The organism is Paraburkholderia sp. SIMBA_027, assembly GCF_046535315.1.
Taxonomy (GTDB): domain Bacteria; phylum Pseudomonadota; class Gammaproteobacteria; order Burkholderiales; family Burkholderiaceae; genus Paraburkholderia; species Paraburkholderia tropica.
Map to the genome: position 1 here is coordinate 38112 of NZ_JAWRWY010000027.1, position 25667 is coordinate 63778.

Consider the following 25667-nt stretch of genomic DNA (forward strand, 5'->3'; position numbering starts at 1 on the left):
CATGGCACTTGTCGTCGAATCGAAGAAAGCCTGTGCGGTCAACCCGCTGAAAATGAGCCAGCCGCTTGGCGCGAGTTACGCGTTCATGGGGCTCGACGCCTGCATGCCGGTGATGCACGGTTCGCAGGGCTGCACGTCGTTCGGTCTCGTGCTGCTGGTGCGCCACTTCAAGGAGGCGATCCCGCTGCAAACCACGGCGATGAACGAGGTCACGACGATCCTCGGCGGCTACGAGAACATCGAGACGGCGCTGTTGAATATCCGCAAGCGGGCCGCGCCGAAAATCATTGCGATCTGCTCGACCGGGCTCACCGAAACCAAGGGCGACGATGTCGTGGGCTATCTCACGACGGTGCGCAAGCGCAAGCCCGAACTCGACGACACCGAACTCGTCTACGTGTCCACGCCCGACTACGTCGGCGGCTTCGAGGACGGCTATGCGCATGCGGTCACCGCCATCGTCAAGGCGCTCGTCAAGCCGTTGCCGACTGTTGCCCGGCAGATCACGCTGCTGCCGGGCAGTCATCTGTCGCCAGGCGATATCGACGAGCTGCGCGAGATCATCGGCGCATTCGGGCTCGACGCGATCGTGCTGCCGGATCTGTCGGGCTCGCTCGATGGCCATATCGCGCCGGACTGGCGCGGCACCACGCTCGGCGGTACGACGCTCGCGCAGATCCGCGCGGCGGGTGCATCGGCGCTGACGATCGGCGTGGGCGAGCAGACCCGCGAGGGCGCGCAGGCGTTGCGGGAAATCGCCGGCACGCCGTTCGAGATCTTCGAGCGGCTCACCGGCCTCGAACCCAACGACCGGTTCTTGCAGCGCCTCGCGCTGCTCTCGGGGCGTGCCGTGCCTGCAAAGTATCGCCGCCAGCGCAGCCAGTTGCTCGACGCGATGCTCGACGGCCACTTCTACACGGGCGGCATCAAGGTGGCGCTCGGCGCGGAGCCGGACCTGCTGCTCGCGCTCGGCGCGCTGCTGCACGAGATGGGCGCGCAACCGAGCGTCTGCGTCAGTACGACCGCGTCGCCATCGCATGCCCTGTTGCCCGCTGCCGAAGTCGTGCTCGGCGACCTCGAAGACCTGGAGCGCGCCGCGGCCAACTGCGATCTGCTCATCACGCATTCGCACGGCAGGCAGATGGCGGAGCGTCTGGGCAAGCCGCTGATGCGGGTCGGCTTTCCTGTGTTCGACCGCGTCGGCAACGCGCATCGCTGTCAGATCGGCTATCGCGGCACGATGAACCTGATCTTCGAGATCGCCAACCTGATGATCGAGCAGATTGCGCACCACCATTCGGACGACTGGCCGCTGCCGCAGGCCTCGGTCGATCTGGCCGCGCGCGAACCCGCGCGCGAAGTGAAGATTCCGGTCGTCGCGGCCGGTACGGGAATTCACGAGGAGTCCACCCCATGAAAATCGCATTCGCGACCCAGGACAAGGTGCACGTCGATGCGCACTTTGGCTGGGCGAAAAGCATCGTCACGTACGACGTGACCGCCGACGGCCACACGTTCGTCGAGTCGTTCGACTTCGGCGGCAAGCTTGAAGAGGACGGCGACGAAGACAAGCTCGCGCCTAAGCTCGACGCCGTCAAGGACTGCGCGATCCTCTACGTCGCCGCGATCGGCGGCTCGGGCGCGGCGCGCGTGGTCGCGCTGAAGATCCATCCGATCAAGGTGCCGCAGCCGGAGCCGATCGAGGACATGCTGGCGAAGCTGCGCGACGTGTTGAAGGGCACGCCGCCGCCGTGGCTGCGCAAGGCGCTCGCAAAGGAAGGCAGGCCAACATTCGATTTCGAAGAGGACGACGAGGTATCCCATGGCTGATGCCATTACTGGCGAGGAGGCCGCCGATGCGGCCAGCGAAGAGGCGCTGCTCGCAACGCCGTTTGTCCAGCAGCTCGTGAGGCAACTGCGCGCGCAGGACACCCACGGCACCTGGGAGGGCAAGAGCGACCTGAAACTGCTCAAGCCGTACATCCTGACGCCGGAAGAACGCCGCGCGATTCCGATCATGGGCGACCCGGACCCCGAGACGCTCTGGCATCTGGAACTGTTCTACAACGCGATCGCGGTGGCGATCGAGCGGGAGACCGGCCAGATGGTGTCGCCGATGATGAAGATGAGCCACGAAGGCTTCGGGCGCATGGTGCTGATCGCCGGGCGTCTCGTGGTCGTCAACAAGCAGCTTCGCGACGTGCACCGCTTCGGCTTTGCGTCGCTTGCGAAGCTGGCCGAGGCGGGCGGCAAGTTCCTGAGCGAAGCCATCGAGATGATCCGGGCCTATCCGGCCGTTGCGCAATACGGCGCCTGAGCGGGAGAACACGATGACCGATGCCGACGAACTCAAGGCGCGCCTGAAAAAGCTCAACGCGCAGGCGACGCAGGCGAAGATGGATCTTCACGACCTGTCCGAGGAACTGCCGACGAACTGGGAGCAGATTCTCACGGTCGCACAGCGCTGTCACGCCGCGCACGCCGCGCTGATGGATGCCCGCAAAGCCGCAGCCGCAGCCGCGGCTTCGGCGTGAGCCGCGCGGGAGATGGACGTGAGCGATCTCTTTAGCGTGACGCTGCCGAGCGGCGAGACCTGGACGCCGACTTTCGTGTCGACGCTCGACGAAGAAAAATGCATCGGCTGCGGGCGATGCTTCCGGGTATGCCCGCGTGGCGTGCTCGAACTGGTGGGGCTCGACGAGGACGGCGACCACATCGCCCTCGACGACGACGAGGACGACGAGTACGAGAAGAAAGTCATGACCATCGCGCACAGGGAGCGGTGCATCGGCTGTACCGCGTGCGCGAAGATCTGCCCGAAAAAGTGCTATACGCACGCGCCGGCCCGGCTTTGAGCAGGCGTCGACGGTCATGGATTTCCACACGTCCTTGATGAACCACGCGGTGAGCGCCGATCACCCGACGGTGCTGGCGCTCGCCGGCGTGCTGTCGTCGGCTTTCGACGAGGATGGCATGCGGGCGTTGCCGATCCGCGGACTGAGCGTGGACGAAACCCGCTGGCTGCTCGCGCACTGGTTTCCCGGCGCCGAGGCGGCATTGCCGTTGGCGTGGGACGAATCGACCGGCGCGTCGCCGCCCGGGACGCGATACGACGAAGTCGAAGACCTCGTGACGCTCTTCAAGGACCATGCCGACCCTTGCAGCGGCACGCCCGAGGAAGTGAACTGCGTGGCCCACGCGCTGGCCTGCGCGTGTCTCGGTGCCAACCACCTCTGGCAGGATCTGCGGCTGCCTTCGCGGCGTGAGCTTTCCGCGTTGCTCGGCGACTGGTTTCCACGGCTCGCCGAAAAAAACGTCAACGACATGAAATGGAAGAAGTTCTTCTATAAGCAGCTGTGCGAGCGCGAGGGGCTGTTCGTCTGCAAGGCGCCGAGCTGTGGCGTGTGCTCGGGTTACGGGCATTGTTTCGGGCCGGAGCGCTAGGAGCCTGCGGGCGGTCCAGGCGTGGTCCTTGCTTTGTCACAGGAATCGTTATGTACATCGGTATATAACCAACAAACCGGACAAGGAACCCGACACGCTCATGGACCCGACCTCTGCGCCCCCGCCGCGTGCGCGCTGGACACCGTGCACGCGCGCCTGCTACCGGACATTGCACTGGCCTGTTGTCCAGTCTTCGCGCGAGCGTTCCGCGCGTGGAGAGCAGACGCTGTGTCCGCCGCTGCCGGCCCCGCCACATCGCCTGCTCGCCATCTGTGAGGAAGCCGGCTTGCGCGATCTGGTCAGGCAGCACATGCGGCGGCTCAGGACAACGCCGCTGTTCGTCCACGCCGGGGATTGCTTCGATTGCGTGACGGAGCGGGTTGCCGACTTTGTCGTCGAGGCCTGCGGCGGACCGCTCTATTACAGCCAGCGCCATGCCCATTTGCAGGCGGGCGCGGGCTTGCCGTTGCTGCTCGACGAGGACGGGCGCGAGTTATGGCTGGTGCAGTTGTGGCACGCGTTCGACGACGTCAATTTCCCGACCGCGCTGCGCGCCGATTTCTGGGGCTGGGCCGAGCCGCTTTCCGTCTATCTGCTCGCCCCGCGCGCACGCCACGACCGCCTCACCCGATATGCCTACGACACGGTGCGCAGCTGGTTCTCGACGCCGGTCTTGCAGGATCGCTCGCCGCACGGCTGTGTTCCGGCCCGGAACTTGCACGGGCATGACGCTATTTGACGGACCAGACTGAAATGTCGGATTTACTACAGCGCTATGGTGTCTTTCTCAACGTCGAGAATCCCGAAGGCGATGCCCGCGACGCGCTCGGACAGACCGTACGAACCGCGATCGCGGCTGAGGAGCTGGGGTTTCACGCAGCATGGGTCGCCGAACATCACTACAGTCCGTTCGCGATCGGCAGCGCATTGACGGTGCTGCTTTCGAACATTGCCGCCTGTACGTCGACGATCCGTCTCGGCACGGGCGCATCGCTGCTCGCACTGAACGACCCGCTGCGCGTTGCGGAGGACATCGCGTCGCTCGATCTGCTGAGCGGCGGGCGCATCGAATTCGGCGTCGCGCGGGGCGGTCCGTTTCCCGAGCAGTACCGGCATGCGGGGATCGCGTCCGCCGATGTCGCGCGTGAGCGCATGCACGAGGCGCTCGCGCTGATCCAGCGATTGTGGAACGAGCCGCAAACGCGCTTCGACGGGCGTTTCTTCCACTACGAAGGTGTCGCGGTGTATCCGCGTCCGCTCCAGCGCCCGGTGCCGGTCTGGCTTGCGAGCCTGGCCGGCGATTCACAGCATCTTGCCGAACAGCACGGCTATGGCCTGATGGCGACGCCGTCGGCCGATTTCAGCGAGGTCGCGGAGCAGGTCGCCGCCGAGCGTGCGCGACGCGGCGACTTCCCGTTCGCGATCGCCCGCTTTTTTCATTGCGACGAGGATAGCCGGCGTGCGGTCGAGCATGGCGTCGCGGCGGTGCGTGCCTATCCGCGTCTGATGGGCGTGCAGTTCGCGTCCGGCAAGCTGCCGCCGATGTTCGCGCCGGGCGCGCCCGAAGCGGTGATTCTCGCGAACTCGATCATCGGCACGCCAGAGCAATGTGTGGCGCGTGCGAAGGCGCTGCGCGACCGGCTCGGGCCGTACCAGCTCCTGCTCAAGCCCGCGACGCACGATCCGGTCGAGGCGCGGGCGTCTCTCGCGTTGTTTGCGCGCGCGGCTGGTCTAGCCGCCACGTGATCGGCAGCCGCGCGGCAGGGTGCGCCATCGACATGCACATGGCTCACATTTTGCAACGATGGTTCGGTCGCCCGTTTGATAACGTGAATTGTCGAGAATGTCGGATTCCCTACATCGGATGGACTGGTCGCCGTTATGGCTGTCGCTACGCGTGGCGGGCCTCGCCACGGCGCTCGCGCTCGTCGCCGGCATCGCGCTCGGCTGGCTGTTTGCGCGCCGGCGCTTTCCGGGCAGCACCGCACTCGAAGCGGTCTTCATGTTGCCGCTCGTCCTGCCGCCGACCGTGATCGGCTACGGCCTGCTCGTGGCGGCCGGCCGGCGCAGCATCGTGGGCGGATGGCTGTACCGGCAGACCGGCTACACGATCGTCTTCAACTGGCACGGCGCGGTGCTCGCGTCGGCGCTGGTCGCGCTGCCACTGGTGTTGAAGTCGGCCAATGCCGCGTTCGCGGGTGTGGACCGTTCGCTTGAGGCCGCGGCGCTGACACTGCGCCAATCGCCCTGGTCGGTGTTCGTGCGCGTGACGCTGCCACTCGCCTGGCCCGGCATTCTCGCGGGCACGCTACTCGCGTTTGCGCGCGCGATGGGTGAGTTCGGCGCGACGCTCATGGTGGCCGGTGACATCCCGCATCAGACACAGACGCTCTCGATGGCCATCTACGACGCCATGCAGGATGGCCGCGACGAAGCCGCATTACTGCTGGTGCTCGTCACTTCCGTGTTGTCCATTGCGATGCTCGTGTTGTCCGGGCGCTTTCTTTCTCTTCGCTGATTTCGTGGAGCATGCCTTGAAACGTTTCCTGTCTGTTCTATTCGCCGCCCTGGTTCTGCTTGTTGCACTGCCGTCCCTTGCGATGGCGCAGCAACTCACCGTTTCCGCCGCCGCCAGTCTGACCGATGCGTTCAAGGAAGTGGGCGCGAAGTTCGAGGCGACGCATCCAGACATCACCGTGCGCTTCAATTTCGCGGCCTCCGGCGTGCTGCTGCAACAGATCCGGCAGGGCGCACCCGTCGACGTATTTGTAAGCGCCGACGAGCAGACCGTCACGCGCGGCGTCGACGCCGGGCTGTTCGACGCCGCCACGCGCCGCGACTTCGCGGCGAACACGCTGGTGCTGATCGTGCCCGCTGCCCAAAGCTCGCCGGTGAAAAGCATGGCGGATCTGGCGAATCCGGCGGTGCAGCGCATCGCCATCGGCAAGACATCGACTGTGCCAGTGGGGGGCTACACGCAACAGGCGCTCGAAAAGGCCGCGCTCTGGGATGCGCTCGCGCCAAAATTCGTGCAGGCCGACAGCGTGCGGCAGGTGCTCGATTACGTGGCGAGGGGTGAGGCCGAGGCTGGCTTCGTGTATCGCACGGACGCGCTGCTGATGTCCGACAAGGTTGCGATTGTCCAGGCCGTCGGCGGCCACGCCCCCGTGACCTATCCGGTCGTCGCGGTCAGCGCGAGTCGCGAACCCGCGCTGGCGAAAACGTTCATCGCCTATCTGTTGAGCCCCCAGGCGCAGGAGATACTGAAACGCTATGGCTTCGCGCACTCGTAGGACCGCAACGACATGATCGATGTCGATCTCGGCGCGACCGTGTCGGATGGGGCGCGGCACTTCGTGCTCGCCACGCGCTTCGTGTCCGACGCGTCCGTGATCGCGCTGTACGGGCCGTCGGGTGGCGGCAAGTCGTTGACCTTGCAGGCGATCGCGGGGTTGCTTTCGCTGCAACGCGGTCATGTGCGCGTCGACGGGCGCGTCCTGTTCGATTCGGCGCGGGGTATCGATCTGGCGCCGCAGCGGCGCGGGATCGGCTACCTGTTCCAGCACTACGCGTTGTTTCCACATCTGAGCGTGCGGGACAACGTGGCGTTCGGGCTGACGAACTGGCGCCGCCGCAGGCTCGCGCGCGAGCAGGTCGCGCTGATCGGCGAATTGCTCGATACGTTCGGGCTGACGGCGCTGGCGGACAGCCGTCCGGCCACCCTGTCGGGCGGGCAGCAGCAACGCGTGGCGATGGCGCGTGCGCTTGCGTGCCAGCCGGATCTGTTGCTGCTCGACGAGCCGTTTGCCGCGCTGAACCCGATGTTGCGCGACGCACTGCGCAAGCAGCTCGCGCGCGTGTTCGCGCGTTGGAAGATTCCGGTTGTGATGATCACGCACGACCTCGACGACGTGCTTGCGCTGGCCGACGTCGCATTCGTTATCGAGCACGGACGCGTGGTGAGGGAAGTGGACGTGCGAAACGGCGAGGCGCGCGAGCTGATGCCGGAGCGTCGGGCGTCGCCGCTCAACGTGCGTGAGCGGCACGTCCGCGACCTGCTCCATATGCCCGTGGATGGATGAAATCCTCGGCGTCTCTATCCGTTCGTTGCCGGCCGTGGCTGGCCTTCTCAGGAGAATCGTAATGAAAACGACAGCACGTAATGTGCTTTCCGGAATCGTCGACGCCGTGACGCCGGGGCCGGTGACGACCCAGGTCCTGGTCGCCGTCCCGGGCGGGCATCAGGTTGCGGCAACCATGACGACCGCAGCGGCGGAGCGTCTGAAACTATCGGCGGGAAACGAAGCGCTCGTGTTGATCAAGTCGTCGGCGGTGGTACTCGTGCTCGACTTCGCCGGCTACGCCTTGTCGGCGCGTAACCAGTTCCCGGGAACCATCTCCCGTGTGGAGCGGGGCGCGGTTTCGTCGCTGATCGGCCTGACGTTGCGCGGTGGCACGATCCTGACGGCCAGCGTCACCAATGACGCAGTCGATGCACTGGCGCTGATGGTTGGTATGGAGGCGACTGCCATTTTCAAGGCCTATTCGGTCGTGGTGGCGGTCGCCGCGCAATAAGCTGGGGCAGCGGCGGCACGGCGTGCCGCTGCTTGTTAGTCATCAGAAACATTCGTTTTCGATCTGATCGAGCCAGAGCAGCCCCTCCTCGTCGTTGTGCGATTCGAAGAGTTCGCGGATCTGGTTGACGAAGCTCGCCAGCAACAGCAGATCGTCGTGGCGCGGCCCGTTCGTCGCGCGGCGGCGCCCATGAAAGTACGCCCAGAATGGGTCGTCGCTGGATAGCGTGTGTTGTTCGATGCGTTCCATCATGCGACGGGTCTGTCCGTCGAAGTCGATGCCCTTGAAGGTTCGATAGCGATCGGCGGAAGCGGATGAAGTGGACAAAACGGACTCCTGATGATTGGTCGTGTCATCAGTCTAGCCATGCGCTTCGCCGTCGTCCGTCGGCTGGCCGACACCTTGCGTGCTTTGTTTCGGCCGAGGCGCTTCGCAGCCGGTGCGGCGCTCGCCATTCCACGCTTCCAGCCGCGCTAGGTCGGCGATGAAGAACTGGCGTGGCCCATGTCGCATGATGACGCCTTCGCGATGCATATGGTTCAGGGTCGCCGAGACGGTCTGACGTGTCGATCCGAGCAGCAAGGCGATTTCGGTGATCGACAGATGGAGTCGCAAGGTCCAGCCGTCCGCGCTGCGCTGGCCGCGACTGCGTGCCGTCGAAACGATGAAGTGCGCGAGCCGCGCGTGAGCGTCGCGAAACACCAGCGTTTCGACCAGTTCGATCATGCGTCCGAGCAACATTCCGAGCGAGCGGACCACCGTGCCGGTGGCCGTCGGCATCTGGGCCACCAGTTCGGAGAATGCACGCGCGCCGATCAGCAGCACTTCGGAACTCTCGCTGGCGGTAACCCATGCGGGCGTGTGTGTCGAATAGACGTCGCCGGGTTCGAGAAACGCCAGTGTCAGTTCGCGCTGGTCGTTCATTAGATGAACGCGGATGCGGCCGCTACGCACGATGAAAATCTGATTGTCGAGCTGCGACGGCATGCTGAGCATCTGACCGCGCCGCAACTTGCGCCGAACGGCTTTCGAGAGCAGCAGCCGTCCTTGCTCGCTGTCGAGCATGCGTGTGAATGGATCGGCGTGAGTGGACATGAGGCATCCTCCGTCGAACTGTCGATACGGCAGCGAGGCGTGGCGAAAGATGGCGTTCGCGCGCACAGGAATCTCGAACAGGCGAGCGTGAGCGTCACGCCTCCCTGCATTGCCCGATATACGCGAATAGCAGGAGCGAACGCCAACACGAGCCATGCAATAATCGGGCCACCCAAAGAGACCCATATGGCGGCATCGACCTACGCTTCTGCGCGAGCGTCAATAGTCGAGTTCGAGCGAGGCCATGAAGATGCGCTGTGTGCCAAGGTAAGCCGTGTTCGCTCCGGGGCTGCCGACGATATTTCCGTCGGGCCCTCACCCCCGGACCGTTGTCGCTCACTTCGAAGCGCAGACGCTCGCCGCCGTCCGATCTAGTGTGTCGTCCTGTGACTTTGACGTAGCCGCCAGGGGGGGCGTGCCGCAGCGCGTTCACGATGAGATTGTCGAGCGCGCGCGCCATCTGGGTCGTGTCGAATACGGGCCGTAGCCCTGCGACCTCGACGTTCAGGTCGATCTGGCGATTTTGCGCATGGGGCTCGTGGGGGACTTTCAAATTGCCCAGCCAGTAGTTCAATCGACCTCGCGAAGCTGAAGCGTAACGGGTTGCGTCAGGGCGAGCAGACTCGTCACCTGGGATTCGATACTTCCCCCCTGCTCGATGATGGTCTTCAAAGCAGCTTCACGTCGCGCGTCGTCACCCGCGAGCGCATTCTCGGCTTTGAGGCGCATGGCGCCAGCGGGATTTCGAATCTCATGCGCAATCTGCGCGGCCATCTTCCCGAGGGCGCTAAAGCGCTCGGCGGGATCGACATATCGGTTGAGCGCCTCAACGATCTGGTCCAGATCGCGTTCACCGAGCCGCGTGATCCGCTTGCCCTGCTCGAACTCGCCGTCTTCCGCGAGGGCCGTTTCGAGACAAGTCAGATTACGCTTCCAGCGCCTGAGTGCGAGGGCGAGCACGAACGCCAGCAAGACGATGAAGAAGACCGGTCAGGATCGTCGCGGCGCGCTCGCCGTACGGCCCGAGTTGCGACCGCGCGCGGGTCAGCGTCCAGGCGAGCAGGTCTCTATGGTGTGGCACGGGACAGGCGACCGCCACCACGGCGTCGGCACCGCTCGACACGTCATCAACCTTTGTTTTACCGGTCGCCGCCGCGGTCTTCAGCGTACGCAGAATGAGTGGCGTCTCGGCTTCGGGGATGTCGCGTTTGACGCCGCTGCCCTCGTAGGTCGGAAACGCGTCACACGCACAGCAAGCAGTTACCCCAATGTGTTCACCGCCATGTTCACCTTGCTGCCTTTTTTACGCTTGTACCCGTAGAGACTGCGCGTGGACCGCTCTCGCACGTCGACTGCAACGTACGGCCATCAAGGATGACCGCACTGGGCTGCCCCCGGCGATTCCGCCCCCCGGATAATCGAACGCAGATCGTTGGCCATGTCACCCGCGCCTGTCCTGCTATTGGGCAGCGGGCCTTCCGTTCTTGTGCTCTTGAAATTTCGTCTTCCTGGACTATGTTAACCATCGCGAACGTATGTTCCTTGAGGACCGAGAGGAGAAAGACGATGAATCCCGATCCGAAGAGGTGGAACCCCTTCAAGTTCTTTCGCGTGTCAGGGCGTAAGCCTGGCGCACAGTCACCAGACAACACCAACGCAGGGGAGAGCGGCCAGCGCAACTCATTGCCCGACCTTATGAGGCTGCTCTCGCGCGAGCAGTGGCGCGCAGTCGAAGACTTTCTTCTTGATCCGACGTTGGCTCGCGGAGTGCTTGACCGATGGTTCGGAGATTTTAGCTCGGCGCGTTTCCAGCCACGTATCGACGTGGTTGATGAGGGACCAGTCCTGCGCGTCACGGTAGAACTACCCGGTATTGATCGGAGCGACGTAAAAGTGAGCGTTGTGGATGGTGTGATAATAATTCGAGGAGAAAAAAAGCAGGATATACGCGACGAAGAAAACGGGTGCTACCGGCTGGAACGTTCCCACGGACGGTTTGAGCGCACGGTTCCCATGCCGGAATATGCAGATCCAGAACGCGCGCTCGCCAGGTATGACAACGGCATACTCACGTTGACGGTGCCAAAAAGCGAACCGGTGAGGTCCTTGGGCCGTCAGGTGGAGATCGAGATCGGTTAGCTCGGCCGTTTCGTAGCCGGTGTGGTCAGCCCGGTGGAAAAGCGCCTCGCATCAAGCCACGCTGCGCGCGACGTAGCAGTCGTCCCTGTCCGCCGTCCGACCCACAGCCCTGTGCCAGGCTCATGCTGCCGAACGGCCTGATTGATTGGGGCAGGACGGTAGAATCGGCCATCCCCAGGCATAAATGGCACACGCCAGTTCGGGCAGGCCATGGACGGCAGTCAGCTCGTGTGGCGCGCGCGGGTATCAATGCCGACGCGCATCAGGTCGGGCGTTCCGACGCATATCGCACAGCGTGGGCCTTCTGGCCCGGTTGAATATCACACCAGAATTCCTGATGGAATGCGTCCAGGCGGCGGGCCGCCTCATGGCGGTGAAAGTGCCTGGCGAGCCAGAACTGGCAGCCATCAAAGAAGACCTTCATCGCGGGCTGCTCCGTACGCATTGAGCCTTTGCGTATGGCGGCCATCGCGTCCTGCAGCGCGGCATCGACGAACGATCCCTTGCGACATAGTTCGTCATCAACCGAGAGTTGCAGAAATTTGAGATAGTCCAGGCCAAGCATGCCGACAGGCAATCTGGCGGGCATGCGGGCACGAAAATGAGGGCTGTCGGACATCGCGACGCAAGGTACTTCAGAAAAATTATTTGACTGGGCGGTCTGGGCGTGCGGGACTTTGCCGATCACGGCAGACCGTGCTCCCCATCAGCCATGAGATGGCGAATTACCAGTGCCGGGTCGGCGATATCCAGGATGAACCTGCGCAGGATGCGCCGGCGCATATGCTCCTCGTCGAGCGTCCATGGGGCGCCTTTCTCGCTGAGATAATGCGCGAGGGCATCGTGATTGTCTGAGCCGGCGGGAAGGCTCAGGCGGGCGGCCAGCAGTCCCGCCACGACGTCGTCGATTTCGATGTCGAGCCGCTTGGAGTCAATGTAAAGTTCGAGTTTCATTTCGGGCCCAGGCAAAAAGCGGCGCCGCAGGACGGAGACAATGTGCGGCGCCGAACGGATTGCACCGGCCGCGACCGTTGGCCGGCGCATGCGGAAACGCTCCTCAGTAGTCAAACTCCGGTGCGGGGGCCTGCGCCGGCTTCTCGTCCTTCGCCGCCTCGGCGACCGTCGCGTCCGTCGTGAGGATCAGCCCGGCAATTGATGCAGCATTTTGTAGCGCAGTGCGCGTTACCTTGGTGGGGTCGACCACACCCGTTTCGACGAGGTCGCCGTACTCGCCGGTTCCTGCGTTGTAGCCGAAGTTTCCCTTGCCTTCGAGGACCTTCGCGATGACCACGGAAGGCTCGTCCCCAGCGTTGGCGGCGATCACGCGCAACGGCGCTTCGAGCGCACGCAGCACGATCTGGACGCCCGCGTCCTGGTCACTGTTGGCGCCTTTCAGGCCGGTCACGGCCGAGCGCGCGCGCAGAAGCGCAACGCCCCCACCGGGCACGATCCCTTCCTCGACTGCCGCGCGTGTGGCGTGCAGCGCGTCGTCTACCCGATCTTTCTTTTCCTTCATCTCGACCTCGGTGGCCGCACCGACCTTGATGACGGCAACACCACCGGCGAGCTTCGCGACACGCTCCTGGAGCTTCTCGCGATCGTAGTCACTCGTCGTTTCCTCGATCTGCGCACGGATCGACTTCACGCGCGCCTCGATGCGCTGCTCGTCGCCCGCGCCGTCGATGATGATCGTGTCGTCTTTCCGTACCTCGATGCGCTTCGCACGCCCGAGATCCTCCAGCGTTGTCTTCTGCAGTTGCTTGCCAGTTTCCTCGGATATGACGGTCGCGCCCGTGAGGATGGCAATGTCTTCGAGCATAGCCTTGCGTCGGTCACCAAAGCCTGGCGCCTTGACGGCGGCGACTTTGAGGATGCCGCGCATTGCGTTGACCACGAGTGTGGCCAGCGCCTCACCGTCGATATCTTCCGCGACGATCAGCAGCGGCTTGCCGGCCTTGGACGTCGCCTCGAGCACCGGCAGCAGGTCACGGACATTCGAGATTTTCTTGTCGTGCAGCAGGATCAACGCATCATCGAGATAGGCCGCCTGCTTGTCCGGATCGTTGATGAAGTAGGGGCTCACGTAGCCGCGATCAAACTGCATGCCCTCGACCACGTCGAGTTCGTTTTCGAGCGACTTGCCGTCCTCGACCGTGATGACGCCTTCCTTGCCGACCCTTTCCATGGCGTCGGCGATGATCGCGCCGATTGCCTCGTCGGAATTCGCTGAAATCGAACCGACCTGCGCGATCTCCCTGTTCGTGGAAATTGGCTTCGACAGCTTGCGCAACTCGTCGAGCACGGCGGCTACCGCCTTGTCGATGCCGCGCTTAAGATCCATCGGGTTTATGCCCGCGGCGACGTGCTTCATGCCTTCCTGCACGATGGCCTGCGCCAGCACGGTGGCCGTCGTTGTGCCGTCCCCGGCGATATCGGCGGTCTTCGAGGCGACCTGCTTGACGATCTGCGCGCCCATGTTCTCGAAGCGGTCTTTCAGCTCGATTTCCTTCGCCACCGACACGCCATCCTTCGTGATGGTCGGCGCGCCGAAGCTGCGTTCGAGCAGGACATTGCGGCCTTTCGGTCCGAGTGTGACCTTGACCGCGTCGGCGAGGACGTTCACGCCCTTGACGATGCGTGTGCGTGCGCTGTCGTGGAATTTGACGTCTTTTGCAGTCATGTTATTGCTCCGGGTAAAGTCGTTGACTCAACGCGTCGCGAACGACCGTCCCGGTGTTCGCGACCGCGTCGGGATTTCAGGCGGCCTTGCGGGTGGTGCCCGCGTCGGCCTCGAGGACGCCCATGACGTCTTCTTCGCGCATGACGAGCAGTTCCTCGCCATCGACCTTGACGGTCTGGCCTGCGTACTTTCCGAAGAGCACCCGGTCGCCGGCTTCGAGCTGGAGCGGGCGCAGCGTGCCATCCTGCAGCAGCCGGCCGCTGCCGACCGCGACAATTTCACCCTGTTCGGGCTTTTCTGCCGCCGAATCGGGAATCACGATGCCCGAGGCCGTCGTCCGCTGCGTCTCGATTCGCTTGACGATAACCCGGTCGTAGAGGGGACGAATCTGCATTCTCATCTCCTGAGCGATTAAAGATTACCAATAAGGGAATCCGGCTGCTGTTACCGAAGCGTGTGGGGACGCCTCGGAGCAGCCGAGCCAGTGTGTCTGGCGGATAGCGAAATAGAGGCGGCGGTCACGTCCTTCAAGGGGTGTCAAAATGGCTATTTGTAACAAATTGTTTCAGCGAGTCAGCAAGATGCGATGGACAACGCCGAGGCGATAAACCGTGCGGCCACGCCCATCAGGGCGACGCGGCTCAGGCAGCACGGGGCAGGGTGGCTGGCGTCCGCCATCGGCGTCAAGCGTGTCGTCCGGGGCTTCGAGCGTGCGCCACAGGCCGCCCTTTACCGGCCGGAACAGCCAGCGCACGTAGCCTTTGCGCGCGGCGAGTTGAATCAGCTCGCCGCGATCGGTTTCGTCATCGAGGAGCTGTGGGTCATGCGCGCTGTCCACCCCGTAGTCGCCAAATGCCAGACGACAGGCGAGCGCCTCCGCAGCGCCGGCACCGATCACGTTGCACCCGCGCCGTTCCGTGCGCTCGACATCCCATGCACCAGATTGCCACGCTGCATCCAGCAGCAAAGCATCCACACTCTCAAAATTGTGCCATGGCGCATGGAGCTGAACGGCTGACGCTGGAACCGGGCGGGGCGGGATCTCTATGCCGGGAAGTACCAACGGTGTCGCACGCTTGAATCCGTGCCAGTGGAGTATTGCGATGAGCGGCGTATTCACCTGTGCTGCCGCCGTGACGGTGACAGCGAACAGCGGCAGACGCACGGTGTCGATCTGCGCCTGAAGCGTGTCGAATAGGTCCATGATGCCTCCCGGTTGTGTTGTTGCAGGGCCTCTTGAAATTTCCATCATATGCGCTATTTTAGGCATCGCTCAGGCAGTCGCGATCAAGCGCTGCGTGTTTCGATTTGTTTGTCAGCGGGTGTCCCCACGGCAGACGGACTGGAGCGCGTGGACCAGTTCGTTCTTCGTGAGAGGCCCCGGTTTCAAGGAGCCAGTCATGAGCGATCTTTTCTTCACTACCGATCTGCTGGGCGAATTCGACCGCCTGCAACGGCAGATAGCTAGCGCCGTCGCGGGCTTTCCCGCAAGCCTGCGCGCTACGCGCAGCGAAACCTTTCCTCCCGTCAACGTTGGCAGTACCGACGACAGCGTAGAGATCGTCGCGTTCGCGCCAGGACTCGATCCGGCGTCGATCGACGTCTCGATAGACAAAGGGCTGCTCACGATCAGCGGCGAACGCAGGCCTCCCGCGACGGGAAGTGGCGACGAAACGCGCGTGTACGCTCGCGAACGCTTCATGGGAGCGTTCCGGCGCGTGATCGAACTGCCGCCGCACGCGGATCCCGACAAGGTCAGTGCGCGCTATGTGAACGGTTGTCTGACGGTGAGCGTCGGACGGTCCGAAGCGTCGAAGCCGCGAGCCATCGCCGTTCAGTGACGCGATAGAAAGAAGCACGAGAAAGCACGGAGGACATCATGAACGACAGCACTGAACTCACTACCCGGGAGCCTCACACCGACCTTGCTTCGCGCGAAGGTGCACGACATGCGAAGCAGCTTACCCGGGTTGCGCCTGCAGTCGATATCTTCGAGGATACCCACGGCATCACGCTCTACGCGGATCTGCCAGGGGTGCCGCGCGAAAAGCTCGACGTGCGCGTGCAGGACGGCAGCCTGAGTATCGAGGCGGAAGCGGTAATTTCGACCCCACCAGGACTGCGCCTGCAACATGGGGAAGTGCGCCATCCGCACTTCTGGCGCGCGTTCACACTCAGCCCCGATTTCGACGTGTCGCGCATCGACGCACAACTGAACGATGGTGTGCTCAAGCTCACCATTCCCCGTCGTGACGCGGCAAAACCGCGCCGCATTGAAGTGAGGGTCGGCTAGACGAACGCGCAGAGGCAGGTCCGGTCATGCGGCGTGGTCTGCTCGGCCCGCGCCGCGTGACCCGCCACGCAGAGGTATCTATGCACAACGAACGCTGCCATAGCTGGAAGGGCTGCATGATCGAGACATGCGTCTTCCCGGTTTGGCACTGCGCTGCCTCCCGCTGGCCGGAACTTGGCCGTAGCCATCGTCCGCATCCGGCGCGCGGAGCAGTCGGTGACAGACTCGAACCTCCTGTCCTATGCCCAGCACTGGGCAAGCGTGGACAAGGCGCACCGGGCGACAGTCGAGATCGCGATACGCACCATCAATGCGGACAGCTTAAGCGACAGGGGTTCGCCCGCACAGTTCCGCGGTTGAACGGACCGCATCACACGGTTGTCCAGCCCGCGTATAGCTTGCACTACTTTTCATTTTTTGCAGGGGCAACTGCACGCGGGCTCCTGTTTCCTCGGAGAAGTAAATGCTCAGTCCACACGAATTCGCGACCCTGATGCTGGTTCGCCAGGCGCCGGACCAACTCGACATGAACCGCGCCGAACTCGACGCGCTTCTCGAGCGCCAACTGGTGATGCTGGAGCATTGCGGCGAAGGTGCACGGCGCGCCTACCTGACCGGAAAAGGCAAAACGTTCCTTGACGCACTTCAACCGTGCGACGCGCCCCGCGGCAGGAATACTACCGGAAACGCCGTTGGCCCGGATCCGGCAATGTCTCTCGCGCCGGGTGGTCGTGCGAAGGAAATTGAGGATCCGGGACGCGCTGGCTGAATGGCTACGCGACCGCACGCCTCGCAGGCGTCCTCGCCGTGAAGTGCGGGGGCGAGGCTGCCAGAGCTTGCCGGACGGCCTCCGGATCGACACGAGCCACAGCGGTAACGCGGGGCGCAGGCACGCGATGCGATAGGGAACATCATGTGCAACAGAATCTGATAGCGAAACTTGGGCACCGCGCTAGTTTGCCACGCCTGTTGGCGGATGAGGGGAAACAGGCGCGGGCATCTCCCGAAGCACAGATCCGGTTATGCTCAGTCGTTCCGGGCCGACATGTTCGACAGATCTGGATTCCGTCAGCGATTTCTGGATGGACGCGAGACGAATACCTGCGGATTCGACGGTCGCCACTTCTGGATCGCTGTTCCTGCGGAACCATCTGAACTCCGCTTCGAGGAAAATAGAATGACAGACACTGCAGTCACATTTCCCGACAACGATGCGCTTTATGAACGCATACGGCTTATGCTCTTTAGCGTTGATCTGCCCGTGAAACGTCTCGAAGCCGACATCGACGGTATCGAACGATTCACCGCGTCTGATGTGCGCTCACCGCATCTGCGCCTGATCAAAACAATGCCGCCGTTTACGCCCGCTGCGGAATCGATCGTACGCGCCATGATCCGTACATACGGAATGGAGTTGTTCGGGCGCGGTAGCGCGAATGCCGCGCTGCGCGCGCTGATAAAGGCCGGACCGGTTAAATTTGGACAAACCGCCTTGTTGCTGGGGCACGACGCACCTGTCCCGGAGCGTACCCGACCACTCGTCGAAGAATTCAACCGGGTCTTTGAGCGCCATCCTGGAAGCGGCTTCGCCGAAGCTAGAAGCATTCTGGCGGCAATTGGTCTGCCCGGTTGCTGGGAGGCATTTCAACAGCCACGTTGCCTGCAAAACCGGGAATAGAAATCCGTTATTGGGTCCGCCGAAGATGTCACTTTCGGACGTCGGGCTGCGCATCGCGAAGAGGGTGGGCGATCTGGAAAGCCTGGTTGCGAATTGTGATCCAGAGATGACGCGGCCTCGTCGCAGCGCAGGTGCGCACGTCCTGATGGATTGCGACCTCAAGGCATTGCCGTCCGCTTCTATTGTTCCGCCGCAAAGCCGTGTGCCATCTGGTGGCTTCGAACCAGTTCATGTACGGCGCGTCGATTGGCGACGGCAGCGGTGGGCCTTCATGATGAGTCGCTGGCTGTGGCGTACATCGCCGAAGTGCGCCTGGACCCATCGGTGGCGATGGATAGCGTGTTTGGCGCATAATCGTGCCTGGATACAGTTGCACGTGGATGATTCCCGTTCTCTGTTCTCCCTGAAACTGTGGCACTTGCTGCCCCTTTCTGCCGTCCCTTCGGCAACCACCAACGTCGGAACCTAAACGCGATGCACCATAACCTGACTCGCCTGAAGAGCGATGTGCCCGGACTTGACCCAATTCTGGGCGGCGGGTTGATTGCTGGTTCCGCGTATATCCTTCAGGGGCGACCGGGTGCCGGCAAGACGATCCTGGCAAACCAGATTGCCTTCGCGCAGGCTCGTGCGGGAAGCAAAATTCTCTACATCACGCTCCTCGCAGAATCCCACGATCGCCTCTTTCAATCACTCGCGATACTTGACTTCTACGATGCTGAGCTCGTTGGTAAGGAAATAACGTATCTGAGTCTGTTCCGAACGCTTCGCGTCGACGGTCTGAGCGCGCTGGTTGAGCTGCTCCGCAAGGAGATGGCGCGCCAAGGTGCCTCGATGCTCATACTGGATGGCCTGCTCAACGCGCGCGAAAGCACGCATAGCTCACTCGATGTGAAGGCCTTTGTCGCGGAACTGCAGGGGCATGCGTCTTTCAGTGGCTGCACGGTCCTATTTCTGACCAGCGCGCGCATCGACGAATCAAGCCCCGAGCACACGATGGTCGATGGTGTGGTTCAACTAGAGGAGGAATTGTTCGGCTCGCGTACCGTACGACGGCTGCGGATAACCAAATCGCGCGGAAGTGCATCGCTTGGAGGTCTCCATCACTATGAGATTTCCAATCAGGGGGTCACTGTCTATCCGCGGCTCGAATCCCTGTATGGTCGACCTGTTGGTCAGGACCGTGCTCCGCAGGACCGGGTCTCCAGTGGAGTCGACGAGCTTGACCTGCGAGTACACGGCGGCCTGCCCGCAAACTCCGCTACAGCCGTGGTGGGTCCGGGTGGAAGTGGCAAGACCAGTTTTGGTCTGAATTTTCTACGGTTGGCGACGCCTGAAGCACCCGCGCTGCACTTTGGCTTCTACGAGAGCCCTGCGCGTCTCGCCAGTAAGGCAAAGGCTCTGGGGATAGAACTGGAGACGCTTATCGCCTCAGGTGCGGTGGCTGTTTTGTGGAACCCGTTGACCGAGAACGTCATCGACAAACTGGCGTACCAGTTGCTTGATGCAGTTCGGGCACGCGGAATGCGCAGACTCGTCATAGATGGGCTTGCGGGTTTCGAAAGGGCGAGTGTTGAGCGTCCTCGCTTCACCGAATTTCTTGCTGCATTGACGAACCAGTTACGTGTTCTGGACGTTACGACGGTGTGTACATGGGAAACGAGGGAACTGACCGCGACGGCACTGAATTCGGCGCCGCCAGAAATGCTGAGTCTGTTCGACAATGTCATTGGCATGCAGCTTGAGGAAGCGGGTGACGCGCTGTATCCTGGCATGAAAGTTATCAAGATCAGGGATAGTGCGTTCGCGCCGACAATCACGAAGCTCATCATCCCAGATGCCATTCACGGAACGCTCGGGGATCGTGGCATCGCTACATCAGGCACCCCCGAAAATTAAAATGTCGCTGGAAGGGCTGCGTGCCGTCTGCTGACGGCAGGTAACGGGAGTGAGCCGCAATGGCGACCATAGTAGTAGTTGACGACGAGACCTTGATCACGGATTTCCTGTCCTTTTTTCTGGAGGACGCGGGATACGTCGTCCATAGCGCTCGCAATGGAGCAGAAGCGCTTGAGCTTATCGTACGTATTGTTCCGGACCTCGTCATCACGGACTACATGATGCCATTGATGACGGGTCTGGAGCTTGCGCGCGCGATCAAGGCAGACCACGCTGTCATGCACGTTCCTGTCATCCTTTCCAGCGCTGCACAAGGAGCGTCCGCGAGGCAACACCCGGAATTGTTCGTTGCTGTGCTGGACAAACCATATCCAGCACAAGAACTGATGCGGATCGTGACTGAGACGCTTGAAAAAAGTGGATTTCAGGGGCGGTAATTACCGCCGGCGACGGCATCTTACGGATTCGTTTAACCCAGGATCTACCGAAATTCGACGCGATGCTGCAGCTACCGCCTCACATCAGCAGCTGCCTTGCATCAATGTCTCGTAACCCGAACAAGCGCCCAGTCGTATCCGAGTGCTCTTACGCGCGCCTGCAGGCGATCAAGCATGTCAGGCGAGGGGTGCGCTGCGCGCGTGAGCACCCATAGGTACCGCCCCGACGGCTCTCCGACGATCGACCATTCATAGTCGTCGCCGTGATCGAGAATCCAGTAGTCTCCATAGAATGGTCCGAAGAAAGATACTTTCAGTTTCGCATTTGTTGCCCGATCAACGACTTTCGCCTTGCCGACCGATTGTCTGAACGCGCTGGGGTCATCCTCTACTCGGCCGCGATTGACCACCTTCACCGTACCATCCTCGTTGAGTGAGTACTCGGCAGTGACCTCGTCGATATCCTTTTCGAATGACGCTTCATAGCGGAACTGTTCATACCAACGGCCCATATATTTGCTCAGATCTACCGGCTTCGCAGGTGGCGGTACGGCTGGGTTCCCGACGTGGCCCGGCCGAGGAATATATGCGCAGGCGCCCAAAATGAAAGCCGCGCCGGTAAGTGCCGCGCCGAGGATTTTTTTCTGCATGACTGTCAATACCTATGTTTTATTGAAAACGCAGCGGCAATCTATATTTCGCCGTTAATGGGATTCAGGTTACCTCGAAATGTCTAAAAATGTGGCGGTGCCACTGTAATACCGAACACAACGTCACACCAAGGTTGGTGAATCCATAATCCGATTGTGCTTCCCGTCGCACAAGGTATCGCCGGCGTTCCTCTCTTCAGTGGTGCCTCTGTACGTCTGGCTGTATTTGTCATCGCCATCGTCGCAGCTGTCGGCTACTTTGTGTTCCGCCTGCGTCATGACAAATATGAAGTCCTTACGTCGCTCCCGGTCGAAGCTGCCATCACGCGCTCGCAGAAGTTCGTTCTGGGCGTCATCGCGTTGGCGACAGTCATTCTTGTGTGGGCCGCTCCGGAATTCAAGTGGCACAACGGCGAATTGAGCGCGTCTTATATCTTCCTCGCGATCGCGATTGCTGTTGCGGGCCGACTCACCGCGAGGGAACTCCTGCAGAACATCGCAGTCGAGATGGACGGACTGGCGGTAGCGCGTTCGACTCTAATTCTCAACCGTCTCCCCGGCACCCTGGCTTGCGTCGAGGCAATCCTTCGGCTGGCGATTGAGGGAGTGCGAACTCGCACGCGCAGGCCGTGCTTGTGAAATGTCAGTTGGCTGGATGGCTGGATGGCTGGTACCGGAGCGTAGAATCCACTCAGCCTGATGGCGACGTTCCTTTCGGGAGGAGGGGGACACGCCCAGGTCAAGCTCCGCAGAGGAGCCGCACGCCGAGCGCCAGCACGAGCGCGGGCAACATGACCATGAGGCCGATCCTGAGAAACTGCAGAAAGCTGACTTCTTCGCCTTCACGACGAATTGCGGTGAGCCAGAGGATGGTGGCGAGCGAGCCGGTGATCGAGAGATTGGGACCCAGATCGACGCCAATCAGCAGGGCGTCAATGACGCGCTCCGGACTGTGCGCCTGAAAGGCGCTCGCGCTTGCAATGAGTCCGGCAGGCAGGTTGTTGATCGCGTTGCTCCCTAAAGCGACGGACACGCCTGCGACGGCCGCAGTCATCGGCTCGTTTTGCCGTGTTGCCAGCGCAAGCAGATGCGAGAGTCTGCCAATGACACCCGTATGATCGAGCATCTCGACCATCACGAACAGGCCTGCGACAAGCGGGAGCACGCTCCAGGAGATTTCGCCGATAAGCCCAGCCGGAGACTGACCTTCCCGGATCAGGATAACGGCGGCGGTGGCTATGCCAAGAATCGCCGTGGGCAAACCCAGTTGCAGGTCGAGTGCCGACACGACGAGCAGGGTAACTGCCATCACACCGATGCCGGCCAGCGTCACCTTGCCATTCGTGCTGAGTGTCTCGATGGGCAGATCGCGCGCACACTTTCCCTTGAGGTCGTCGCGCTGTGTCCAGCGCAGCGCGACAAACGTTGCGGCGATCGACAGCACAGAAGGCAGCGCAAACCGGCTGATCCACAGACTCAGGGCTGGCGTGTGATTCGCGTAGAGCACCAGGTTGGCGGGATTCGAGATTGGCAGCACAAAACTCGCCGCGTTGGCGATAAATGCGCACGCGTACAGCAGCGGTAATGGTTTTGTCTGGGCTTTTTTCGCGGCGGCGAACACCGCCGGAGTGAGGACGACAGCCGCCGCATCGTTCGACAGAAAAGTCGTCACCACGACGCCCACCAGGTACACGAGCAAAAAGAGCCGCCGCGGCGACCCGTTCGCATGGTTGACAGCGAGCACCGCGATCCAGTCGAACAGTCCTTCGCGGCGGCCAAGTTCCGAAAGCAGCATCATGCCGATGAGGAACAGGTAGACGTCGCTCCCCTTGTTGACGGCCTGCCACGCGAGGCTCGCAGGAAGCAGTCCGAGCGTGACCAGTGCGAGCGCGCCGGCGACTGCCCAGATCGCTTCAGGCCAGCGGAATGGACGCAGGATGACGCCGGCGGTCGCGGCGAAGGCAATGCTCCAGGAGAGCAGAACAGGATTCATGTTGTCAGAGGCGTATTTTTGGTGTTGTCACAGTGACGGCCGCAGGCTTTTTTCAGCGTTGAACCACAGAGCAGCCAGAGCGCGAGCGAACCCGTCGATACGGCGCCCAAGGCAAGAAAGGCGGTTGCATAGCCAAAATGCTGGGCCAGCATGCCGCCGAGTGCGGGGCTGAGGGCAGCACCCATGCCTTGCAGGGTCATGACGACACCCTGGCCGACATTGACGCGCCCCGTTCCCTGCAGCAGTCGCACGACCAATGCCGGCACCGCGACGCTTTGCAGGCCGGCGCCAATTCCGTCAAGCGCCTGAACCGGCCACACGCCCCATGCAGCGATAAACATTGCCGCAACGACTCCGCGCACGGGCAATGCGAGAAAGGTGATCAGGATGACGCCCCAGTAGCCAATGCGTTGAATAAGACGATTCGCGAAGCATGCGGCGACCAGCATGACGAGTTGTGCGATGACGATCGTCGCGGCGGTGACGGCATTCGGGTCTCCCTGATGGGCGGAGACCACGGCGAGCCCATAAAGCGGGAGCATTGCGGCATTGCCCAGATGGAATATCGCCAGCGACAAGGCAAGCAAGAGCAACGGGCGGCAGGTCAACAGCACGCGAAACCCGCTTGCAGGTTCATGCGCCGTCGGCGACGACGGTCCTGATCCGCGCGCGCTGTCATGATCGATCACATCGCGCCGGATGAGCAGCGTCGAGATGATGGTCATCACGCCAAATACGCCGGTGAGCACGAACACCGCACCGAATCCGTATTTCCATCCGAGCCAGCCCGAAAGCGCCGCGCCGACGACGTTGCCCGCATGGTTGGCCACCTGGTTGCGGCCGAACTGCCGGTCGAAGCCTGCTTCACGGACGATGCCAAGCGTCACGCCCGCGACCGCGGGCCCCAGCGCCGCGCCAGTCACGGCGGTAAAGATCTGCGAAGCAGCGAGCATCCAGTAGCTGTGCGATATCCACAGCGCGAGCGCTGCAAGCGTTGTCATCACTCCGGCGACGACGATGACGCCGCGTTTGTGATGCGTCGCGTCGATCAGCGCGCCAGCGGGCGATGTCGCGAGTATGCTGGCAATGCCGCCCACCGTCATGACCGTACCAATTGCCTGCGGGTGCCAGCCCTGCGCCTGCAAAAACACGCCGAGAAACGGGCCGATGCCAGCCTGCACATCGGCCATGAAGAAGTTCAGCGCTTCAAGCGCATAGTGCGGGTTCACGGGGCCCTCACCGCGTCAGGCAGGCGACGGCGCGTCGACGAGTTCAGCGATCTCGTCGACTTCGATCGTGCGCCCATGTCTGTTCCTGACGCCGCTTCCCCACGCCTGGACATGCGCGCCGGGCGCCAGATAGCTGGCCAGTTCGGTGGCCGCGTGCGGCGGCATGCGCAACGACGTGCCATCGTCGAGCAAGGCGCCGCGCAGTTCGCCTTTCGGGCCGAACAGGGAAAGCACAACTCCACCGGATCCCTCCATGGGTTTGCGTTCAATGTGCGGCTTCGGAGGCCTCTGCCCGTCATGGTGCGGACCTTCGTCGAGAATCAGCACGCCGCTTTGGGTCAAGATAGACACTGCGACAAGCATGTTGGCGCCTCGAGGTTTCACTCCGCGGACCCGGACGACCTCGCCCGTTGCCACGTGCCGAGCCAGCTTGTTCGCGAGATTGGGAGGAAAGTGAATCTGCTGCGAATCGAGCACAAAGCCGTCGATTTCGCCGTGCGGGTTCAACAGGAAACGCACGACTTCCCCGCGGATTTCAGGAAGGCTCTCAGGGTCGATCCAATGCATTGCGTTTCTCCTTGGTGAATGGCTGGGATTTGTCAGAAGGCGCGCTCAGGGCGCGGGTGGAAGACGGTCGTAGAGCGGGGAGAGGTTGCCAGGCGAGCCGAATGCTGTTGCCTGCAAGGCCGCGCCGTACTGGTTGCGCGTTCCGTAACCTCTGGCTGCGACTGTTGCGCCCGTTCTGACCAGTGCGGGGTACTGCTGGGCGATGGGAGGCGTGAGCTTGATCACCGTGCCGTCCGAGAGGATGACGCCGTCGGGCTCGCCGCGCGGCGCGCTGGTCACATACGCAACCTGCCCCTGTGCGTCCATCGGGGAAAGGCCCGCGCCACGCAGTTCGCGCGGCATTGGGCGCGCAGCCGCATCAGGTGCAGGCGGTTGATCGACGAGTTGCTCGCCGCTTCTCGTATCGGTGATGCGTTGGGCGTCAAGGCTCGCCTCTGAGTTTCGCCAGCCACTCACCTGTACCGCGTCGCCCTTGCGAACCGTCGCGGCAAGCTGGGCGCCCATGTGCGGTGGAAACCGGATCAGCAGACCTTCGCGGGTCAGAAAGCCGTCGACGTCGCCATCCGGATTGATCAGGAAGCGCGCGACAGTGCCCTGCGCGGTGCTGCCGGTGGCAATGCCGGGCTCAGCCGGGCGACCGGGATCGGTGCCGGGCAGTGGCGCAAGCGGCGCTGCGCCCGGCGGACGTGCAATAGCTGCGCTGGGCGGCGGCGGGGGAACCGGTGTTGCTTCAGGTTGAGGCTGCGCCGCGCATCCCGCGCTCGCCAGAAGCAGGCTCGCGAGACACGTTGCGACTGTGTGGCGCAGCACGACTGCGTGCGCCGGATAGCGGGTCGATTGCATGATTCACTCCTTCGCGTGACGTGGAGTGTTCTGCAATGGTCATGCCATATCCCCGAGGTCAGTATTCCGGGCCTTTATGGCTCTGGACGGGCGGCGGCATGTCCAGAAACCGGACAGGATGTGTCCAGTTTCGTGACAGCGATGC

At 62.5% G+C, this 25667-nt stretch carries 32 protein-coding genes and 2 pseudogenes; 20 read left to right on the plus strand and 14 right to left on the minus strand.

What is annotated here, in order from left to right; translation table 11 throughout:
- Window position 1: 1 nt before the first annotated feature.
- The 12 genes from nifN to SB764_RS34960 all read left to right on the plus strand — a co-directional run bounded on the left by nifN (window position 2) and on the right by SB764_RS34960 (window position 8019).
- Window positions 2-1417, plus strand: coding sequence for a nitrogenase iron-molybdenum cofactor biosynthesis protein NifN (gene nifN / locus SB764_RS34905; protein WP_410866152.1), 1416 nt, complete (start codon window positions 2-4; stop codon window positions 1415-1417).
- Entirely contained in the window at window positions 1414-1830 is a 417-nt protein-coding gene (nifX, locus tag SB764_RS34910; protein WP_410866153.1) for a nitrogen fixation protein NifX, read from the plus strand. Before nifN ends, nifX begins: the two co-directional genes overlap by 4 nt.
- Window positions 1823-2317 (plus strand): NifX-associated nitrogen fixation protein, encoded by a 495-nt coding sequence (locus tag SB764_RS34915; protein WP_410866154.1) that lies wholly within the window; start codon window positions 1823-1825, stop codon window positions 2315-2317. The genes nifX and SB764_RS34915 overlap by 8 nt, the downstream gene beginning before the upstream one ends.
- Before the next feature lie 13 nt (window positions 2318-2330).
- On the plus strand, window positions 2331-2534 hold the full coding sequence (locus SB764_RS34920; RefSeq protein WP_410866155.1) for a CCE_0567 family metalloprotein: 204 nt from the start codon (window positions 2331-2333) through the stop codon (window positions 2532-2534).
- Between the two features lie 18 nt (window positions 2535-2552).
- Window positions 2553-2855 carry a ferredoxin III, nif-specific gene (gene fdxB / locus SB764_RS34925; RefSeq protein WP_410866156.1) on the plus strand — a complete coding sequence of 101 codons (303 nt, stop codon included), beginning with the start codon at window positions 2553-2555 and terminating at the stop codon, window positions 2853-2855.
- Between the two features lie 16 nt (window positions 2856-2871).
- A complete protein-coding gene (locus SB764_RS34930; protein WP_410866157.1) occupies window positions 2872-3444 on the plus strand; it encodes a nitrogen fixation protein NifQ in 573 nt (190 codons plus the stop codon).
- A gap of 100 nt (window positions 3445-3544) precedes the next feature.
- The gene (locus SB764_RS34935) at window positions 3545-4183 is read left to right on the plus strand and encodes an oxygen-binding protein (protein ID WP_410866158.1); all 639 of its coding nucleotides are present in this window, start codon (window positions 3545-3547) and stop codon (window positions 4181-4183) included.
- Window positions 4184-4197: 14 nt separating this feature from the next.
- On the plus strand, window positions 4198-5190 hold the full coding sequence (locus SB764_RS34940) for an LLM class flavin-dependent oxidoreductase (RefSeq protein WP_410866159.1): 993 nt from the start codon (window positions 4198-4200) through the stop codon (window positions 5188-5190).
- 97 nt (window positions 5191-5287) lie between these two features.
- The gene (gene modB / locus SB764_RS34945; protein WP_124262440.1) at window positions 5288-5962 is read left to right on the plus strand and encodes a molybdate ABC transporter permease subunit; all 675 of its coding nucleotides are present in this window, start codon (window positions 5288-5290) and stop codon (window positions 5960-5962) included.
- Window positions 5963-6044: 82 nt separating this feature from the next.
- Window positions 6045-6737, plus strand: a complete 693-nt coding sequence (gene modA / locus SB764_RS34950) for a molybdate ABC transporter substrate-binding protein (protein ID WP_321854096.1) — start codon at window positions 6045-6047, stop codon at window positions 6735-6737.
- 12 nt (window positions 6738-6749) lie between these two features.
- Entirely contained in the window at window positions 6750-7526 is a 777-nt protein-coding gene (locus tag SB764_RS34955; protein ID WP_410866160.1) for an ABC transporter ATP-binding protein, read from the plus strand.
- Window positions 7527-7587: 61 nt separating this feature from the next.
- On the plus strand, window positions 7588-8019 hold the full coding sequence (locus SB764_RS34960; RefSeq protein WP_410866161.1) for a TOBE domain-containing protein: 432 nt from the start codon (window positions 7588-7590) through the stop codon (window positions 8017-8019).
- A 42-nt stretch (window positions 8020-8061) separates the two neighbouring features.
- On the opposite strand, the gene cowN is transcribed toward SB764_RS34960, so the two are convergent.
- The 4 genes and pseudogenes from cowN to SB764_RS34980 all read right to left on the minus strand — a co-directional run.
- Window positions 8062-8346: a N(2)-fixation sustaining protein CowN gene (gene cowN, locus SB764_RS34965; RefSeq protein ID WP_074987549.1), complete on the minus strand. Its 285-nt coding sequence runs from the start codon at window positions 8344-8346 to the stop codon at window positions 8062-8064.
- A gap of 33 nt (window positions 8347-8379) precedes the next feature.
- Window positions 8380-9114 carry a Crp/Fnr family transcriptional regulator gene (locus SB764_RS34970; protein WP_410866162.1) on the minus strand — a complete coding sequence of 245 codons (735 nt, stop codon included), beginning with the start codon at window positions 9112-9114 and terminating at the stop codon, window positions 8380-8382.
- A gap of 295 nt (window positions 9115-9409) precedes the next feature.
- Window positions 9410-10354: pseudogene (locus tag SB764_RS34975) on the minus strand (ATP-binding protein); the annotation flags it as partial.
- A 23-nt stretch (window positions 10355-10377) separates the two neighbouring features.
- Window positions 10378-10554, minus strand: a pseudogene (locus SB764_RS34980) (IS5/IS1182 family transposase); the annotation flags it as partial.
- A 126-nt stretch (window positions 10555-10680) separates the two neighbouring features.
- On the opposite strand from SB764_RS34980, the gene SB764_RS34985 reads away from it, so the two are divergent.
- Window positions 10681-11253, plus strand: coding sequence for an Hsp20/alpha crystallin family protein (locus SB764_RS34985; RefSeq protein ID WP_410866163.1), 573 nt, complete (start codon window positions 10681-10683; stop codon window positions 11251-11253).
- A 262-nt stretch (window positions 11254-11515) separates the two neighbouring features.
- Here the strand turns inward: SB764_RS34985 and SB764_RS34990 are convergent, their stop codons facing one another.
- The 5 genes from SB764_RS34990 to SB764_RS35010 form a co-directional block, all read right to left on the minus strand.
- Window positions 11516-11941 (minus strand): hypothetical protein, encoded by a 426-nt coding sequence (locus SB764_RS34990; RefSeq protein ID WP_410866164.1) that lies wholly within the window; start codon window positions 11939-11941, stop codon window positions 11516-11518.
- Window positions 11938-12207, minus strand: a complete 270-nt coding sequence (locus SB764_RS34995; RefSeq protein WP_410866181.1) for a hypothetical protein — start codon at window positions 12205-12207, stop codon at window positions 11938-11940. Before SB764_RS34995 ends, SB764_RS34990 begins: the two co-directional genes overlap by 4 nt.
- Before the next feature lie 103 nt (window positions 12208-12310).
- The gene (gene groL / locus SB764_RS35000) at window positions 12311-13933 is read right to left on the minus strand and encodes a chaperonin GroEL (protein WP_410866165.1); all 1623 of its coding nucleotides are present in this window, start codon (window positions 13931-13933) and stop codon (window positions 12311-12313) included.
- 76 nt (window positions 13934-14009) lie between these two features.
- Window positions 14010-14327: a co-chaperone GroES gene (gene groES / locus SB764_RS35005; protein ID WP_410866166.1), complete on the minus strand. Its 318-nt coding sequence runs from the start codon at window positions 14325-14327 to the stop codon at window positions 14010-14012.
- A 171-nt stretch (window positions 14328-14498) separates the two neighbouring features.
- Window positions 14499-15137, minus strand: coding sequence for a diguanylate cyclase (locus SB764_RS35010; protein WP_410866167.1), 639 nt, complete (start codon window positions 15135-15137; stop codon window positions 14499-14501).
- Window positions 15138-15333: 196 nt separating this feature from the next.
- Here SB764_RS35010 and SB764_RS35015 point away from each other — a divergent pair, with 196 nt between their 5' ends.
- The 6 genes from SB764_RS35015 to SB764_RS35040 all read left to right on the plus strand — a co-directional run bounded on the left by SB764_RS35015 (window position 15334) and on the right by SB764_RS35040 (window position 20240).
- Window positions 15334-15774, plus strand: a complete 441-nt coding sequence (locus SB764_RS35015) for an Hsp20/alpha crystallin family protein (RefSeq protein ID WP_110329279.1) — start codon at window positions 15334-15336, stop codon at window positions 15772-15774.
- Window positions 15775-15812: 38 nt separating this feature from the next.
- Complete coding sequence (locus SB764_RS35020) at window positions 15813-16226, plus strand: Hsp20/alpha crystallin family protein (RefSeq protein ID WP_074987541.1); 414 nt, start codon at window positions 15813-15815, stop codon at window positions 16224-16226.
- A 463-nt stretch (window positions 16227-16689) separates the two neighbouring features.
- Entirely contained in the window at window positions 16690-16995 is a 306-nt protein-coding gene (locus tag SB764_RS35025) for a hypothetical protein (RefSeq protein WP_237182019.1), read from the plus strand.
- A gap of 276 nt (window positions 16996-17271) precedes the next feature.
- On the plus strand, window positions 17272-17904 hold the full coding sequence (locus SB764_RS35030) for a hypothetical protein (protein WP_410866168.1): 633 nt from the start codon (window positions 17272-17274) through the stop codon (window positions 17902-17904).
- A gap of 474 nt (window positions 17905-18378) precedes the next feature.
- Window positions 18379-19803 carry an RAD55 family ATPase gene (locus SB764_RS35035; protein ID WP_348966967.1) on the plus strand — a complete coding sequence of 475 codons (1425 nt, stop codon included), beginning with the start codon at window positions 18379-18381 and terminating at the stop codon, window positions 19801-19803.
- Window positions 19804-19862: 59 nt separating this feature from the next.
- Window positions 19863-20240 (plus strand): response regulator, encoded by a 378-nt coding sequence (locus SB764_RS35040; RefSeq protein WP_074987538.1) that lies wholly within the window; start codon window positions 19863-19865, stop codon window positions 20238-20240.
- A gap of 101 nt (window positions 20241-20341) precedes the next feature.
- Here the strand turns inward: SB764_RS35040 and SB764_RS35045 are convergent, their stop codons facing one another.
- Window positions 20342-20890: a lipocalin family protein gene (locus SB764_RS35045; RefSeq protein WP_410866169.1), complete on the minus strand. Its 549-nt coding sequence runs from the start codon at window positions 20888-20890 to the stop codon at window positions 20342-20344.
- Between the two features lie 156 nt (window positions 20891-21046).
- Between SB764_RS35045 and SB764_RS35050 the strand changes: the two genes are divergently transcribed.
- Complete coding sequence (locus SB764_RS35050) at window positions 21047-21529, plus strand: hypothetical protein (protein ID WP_074987536.1); 483 nt, start codon at window positions 21047-21049, stop codon at window positions 21527-21529.
- Between the two features lie 100 nt (window positions 21530-21629).
- Here the strand turns inward: SB764_RS35050 and SB764_RS35055 are convergent, their stop codons facing one another.
- From SB764_RS35055 to SB764_RS35070, 4 genes are read right to left on the minus strand one after another with little or no spacing between them, the layout of a single operon-like run.
- On the minus strand, window positions 21630-22883 hold the full coding sequence (locus SB764_RS35055) for an arsenic transporter (protein WP_410866170.1): 1254 nt from the start codon (window positions 22881-22883) through the stop codon (window positions 21630-21632).
- Window positions 22880-24112 carry an MFS transporter gene (locus SB764_RS35060; RefSeq protein ID WP_410866171.1) on the minus strand — a complete coding sequence of 411 codons (1233 nt, stop codon included), beginning with the start codon at window positions 24110-24112 and terminating at the stop codon, window positions 22880-22882. Before SB764_RS35060 ends, SB764_RS35055 begins: the two co-directional genes overlap by 4 nt.
- Before the next feature lie 15 nt (window positions 24113-24127).
- Window positions 24128-24679, minus strand: a complete 552-nt coding sequence (locus SB764_RS35065) for a hypothetical protein (RefSeq protein WP_410866172.1) — start codon at window positions 24677-24679, stop codon at window positions 24128-24130.
- Between the two features lie 45 nt (window positions 24680-24724).
- Window positions 24725-25522, minus strand: coding sequence for a hypothetical protein (locus SB764_RS35070; protein ID WP_074987532.1), 798 nt, complete (start codon window positions 25520-25522; stop codon window positions 24725-24727).
- Between the last annotated feature and the right edge of the window lie 145 nt (window positions 25523-25667).

Bases quoted from the DNA above. Each gene is read 5' to 3' on its own strand.
- nifN (WP_410866152.1), top strand. From the start codon at position 2: ATGGCACTTGTCGTCGAATCGAAGAAAGCCTGTGCGGTCAACCCGCTG.
- nifX (WP_410866153.1), top strand. From the start codon at position 1,414: ATGAAAATCGCATTCGCGACCCAGGACAAGGTGCACGTCGATGCGCAC.
- SB764_RS34915 (WP_410866154.1), top strand. From the start codon at position 1,823: ATGGCTGATGCCATTACTGGCGAGGAGGCCGCCGATGCGGCCAGCGAA.
- SB764_RS34920 (WP_410866155.1), top strand. From the start codon at position 2,331: ATGACCGATGCCGACGAACTCAAGGCGCGCCTGAAAAAGCTCAACGCG.
- SB764_RS34930 (WP_410866157.1), top strand. From the start codon at position 2,872: ATGGATTTCCACACGTCCTTGATGAACCACGCGGTGAGCGCCGATCAC.
- SB764_RS34935 (WP_410866158.1), top strand. From the start codon at position 3,545: ATGGACCCGACCTCTGCGCCCCCGCCGCGTGCGCGCTGGACACCGTGC.
- SB764_RS34940 (WP_410866159.1), top strand. From the start codon at position 4,198: ATGTCGGATTTACTACAGCGCTATGGTGTCTTTCTCAACGTCGAGAAT.
- modB (WP_124262440.1), top strand. From the start codon at position 5,288: ATGTCGGATTCCCTACATCGGATGGACTGGTCGCCGTTATGGCTGTCG.
- modA (WP_321854096.1), top strand. From the start codon at position 6,045: ATGGCGCAGCAACTCACCGTTTCCGCCGCCGCCAGTCTGACCGATGCG.
- SB764_RS34955 (WP_410866160.1), top strand. From the start codon at position 6,750: ATGATCGATGTCGATCTCGGCGCGACCGTGTCGGATGGGGCGCGGCAC.
- SB764_RS34960 (WP_410866161.1), top strand. From the start codon at position 7,588: ATGAAAACGACAGCACGTAATGTGCTTTCCGGAATCGTCGACGCCGTG.
- SB764_RS34970 (WP_410866162.1), bottom strand. From the start codon at position 9,114: ATGTCCACTCACGCCGATCCATTCACACGCATGCTCGACAGCGAGCAA.
- SB764_RS34985 (WP_410866163.1), top strand. From the start codon at position 10,681: ATGAATCCCGATCCGAAGAGGTGGAACCCCTTCAAGTTCTTTCGCGTG.
- SB764_RS34995 (WP_410866181.1), bottom strand. From the start codon at position 12,207: ATGAAACTCGAACTTTACATTGACTCCAAGCGGCTCGACATCGAAATC.
- groL (WP_410866165.1), bottom strand. From the start codon at position 13,933: ATGACTGCAAAAGACGTCAAATTCCACGACAGCGCACGCACACGCATC.
- groES (WP_410866166.1), bottom strand. From the start codon at position 14,327: ATGCAGATTCGTCCCCTCTACGACCGGGTTATCGTCAAGCGAATCGAG.
- SB764_RS35010 (WP_410866167.1), bottom strand. From the start codon at position 15,137: ATGGACCTATTCGACACGCTTCAGGCGCAGATCGACACCGTGCGTCTG.
- SB764_RS35015 (WP_110329279.1), top strand. From the start codon at position 15,334: ATGAGCGATCTTTTCTTCACTACCGATCTGCTGGGCGAATTCGACCGC.
- SB764_RS35020 (WP_074987541.1), top strand. From the start codon at position 15,813: ATGAACGACAGCACTGAACTCACTACCCGGGAGCCTCACACCGACCTT.
- SB764_RS35025 (WP_237182019.1), top strand. From the start codon at position 16,690: ATGCTCAGTCCACACGAATTCGCGACCCTGATGCTGGTTCGCCAGGCG.
- SB764_RS35030 (WP_410866168.1), top strand. From the start codon at position 17,272: ATGTTCGACAGATCTGGATTCCGTCAGCGATTTCTGGATGGACGCGAG.
- SB764_RS35035 (WP_348966967.1), top strand. From the start codon at position 18,379: ATGCACCATAACCTGACTCGCCTGAAGAGCGATGTGCCCGGACTTGAC.
- SB764_RS35040 (WP_074987538.1), top strand. From the start codon at position 19,863: ATGGCGACCATAGTAGTAGTTGACGACGAGACCTTGATCACGGATTTC.
- SB764_RS35045 (WP_410866169.1), bottom strand. From the start codon at position 20,890: ATGCAGAAAAAAATCCTCGGCGCGGCACTTACCGGCGCGGCTTTCATT.
- SB764_RS35055 (WP_410866170.1), bottom strand. From the start codon at position 22,883: ATGAATCCTGTTCTGCTCTCCTGGAGCATTGCCTTCGCCGCGACCGCC.
- SB764_RS35065 (WP_410866172.1), bottom strand. From the start codon at position 24,679: ATGCATTGGATCGACCCTGAGAGCCTTCCTGAAATCCGCGGGGAAGTC.
- SB764_RS35070 (WP_074987532.1), bottom strand. From the start codon at position 25,522: ATGCAATCGACCCGCTATCCGGCGCACGCAGTCGTGCTGCGCCACACA.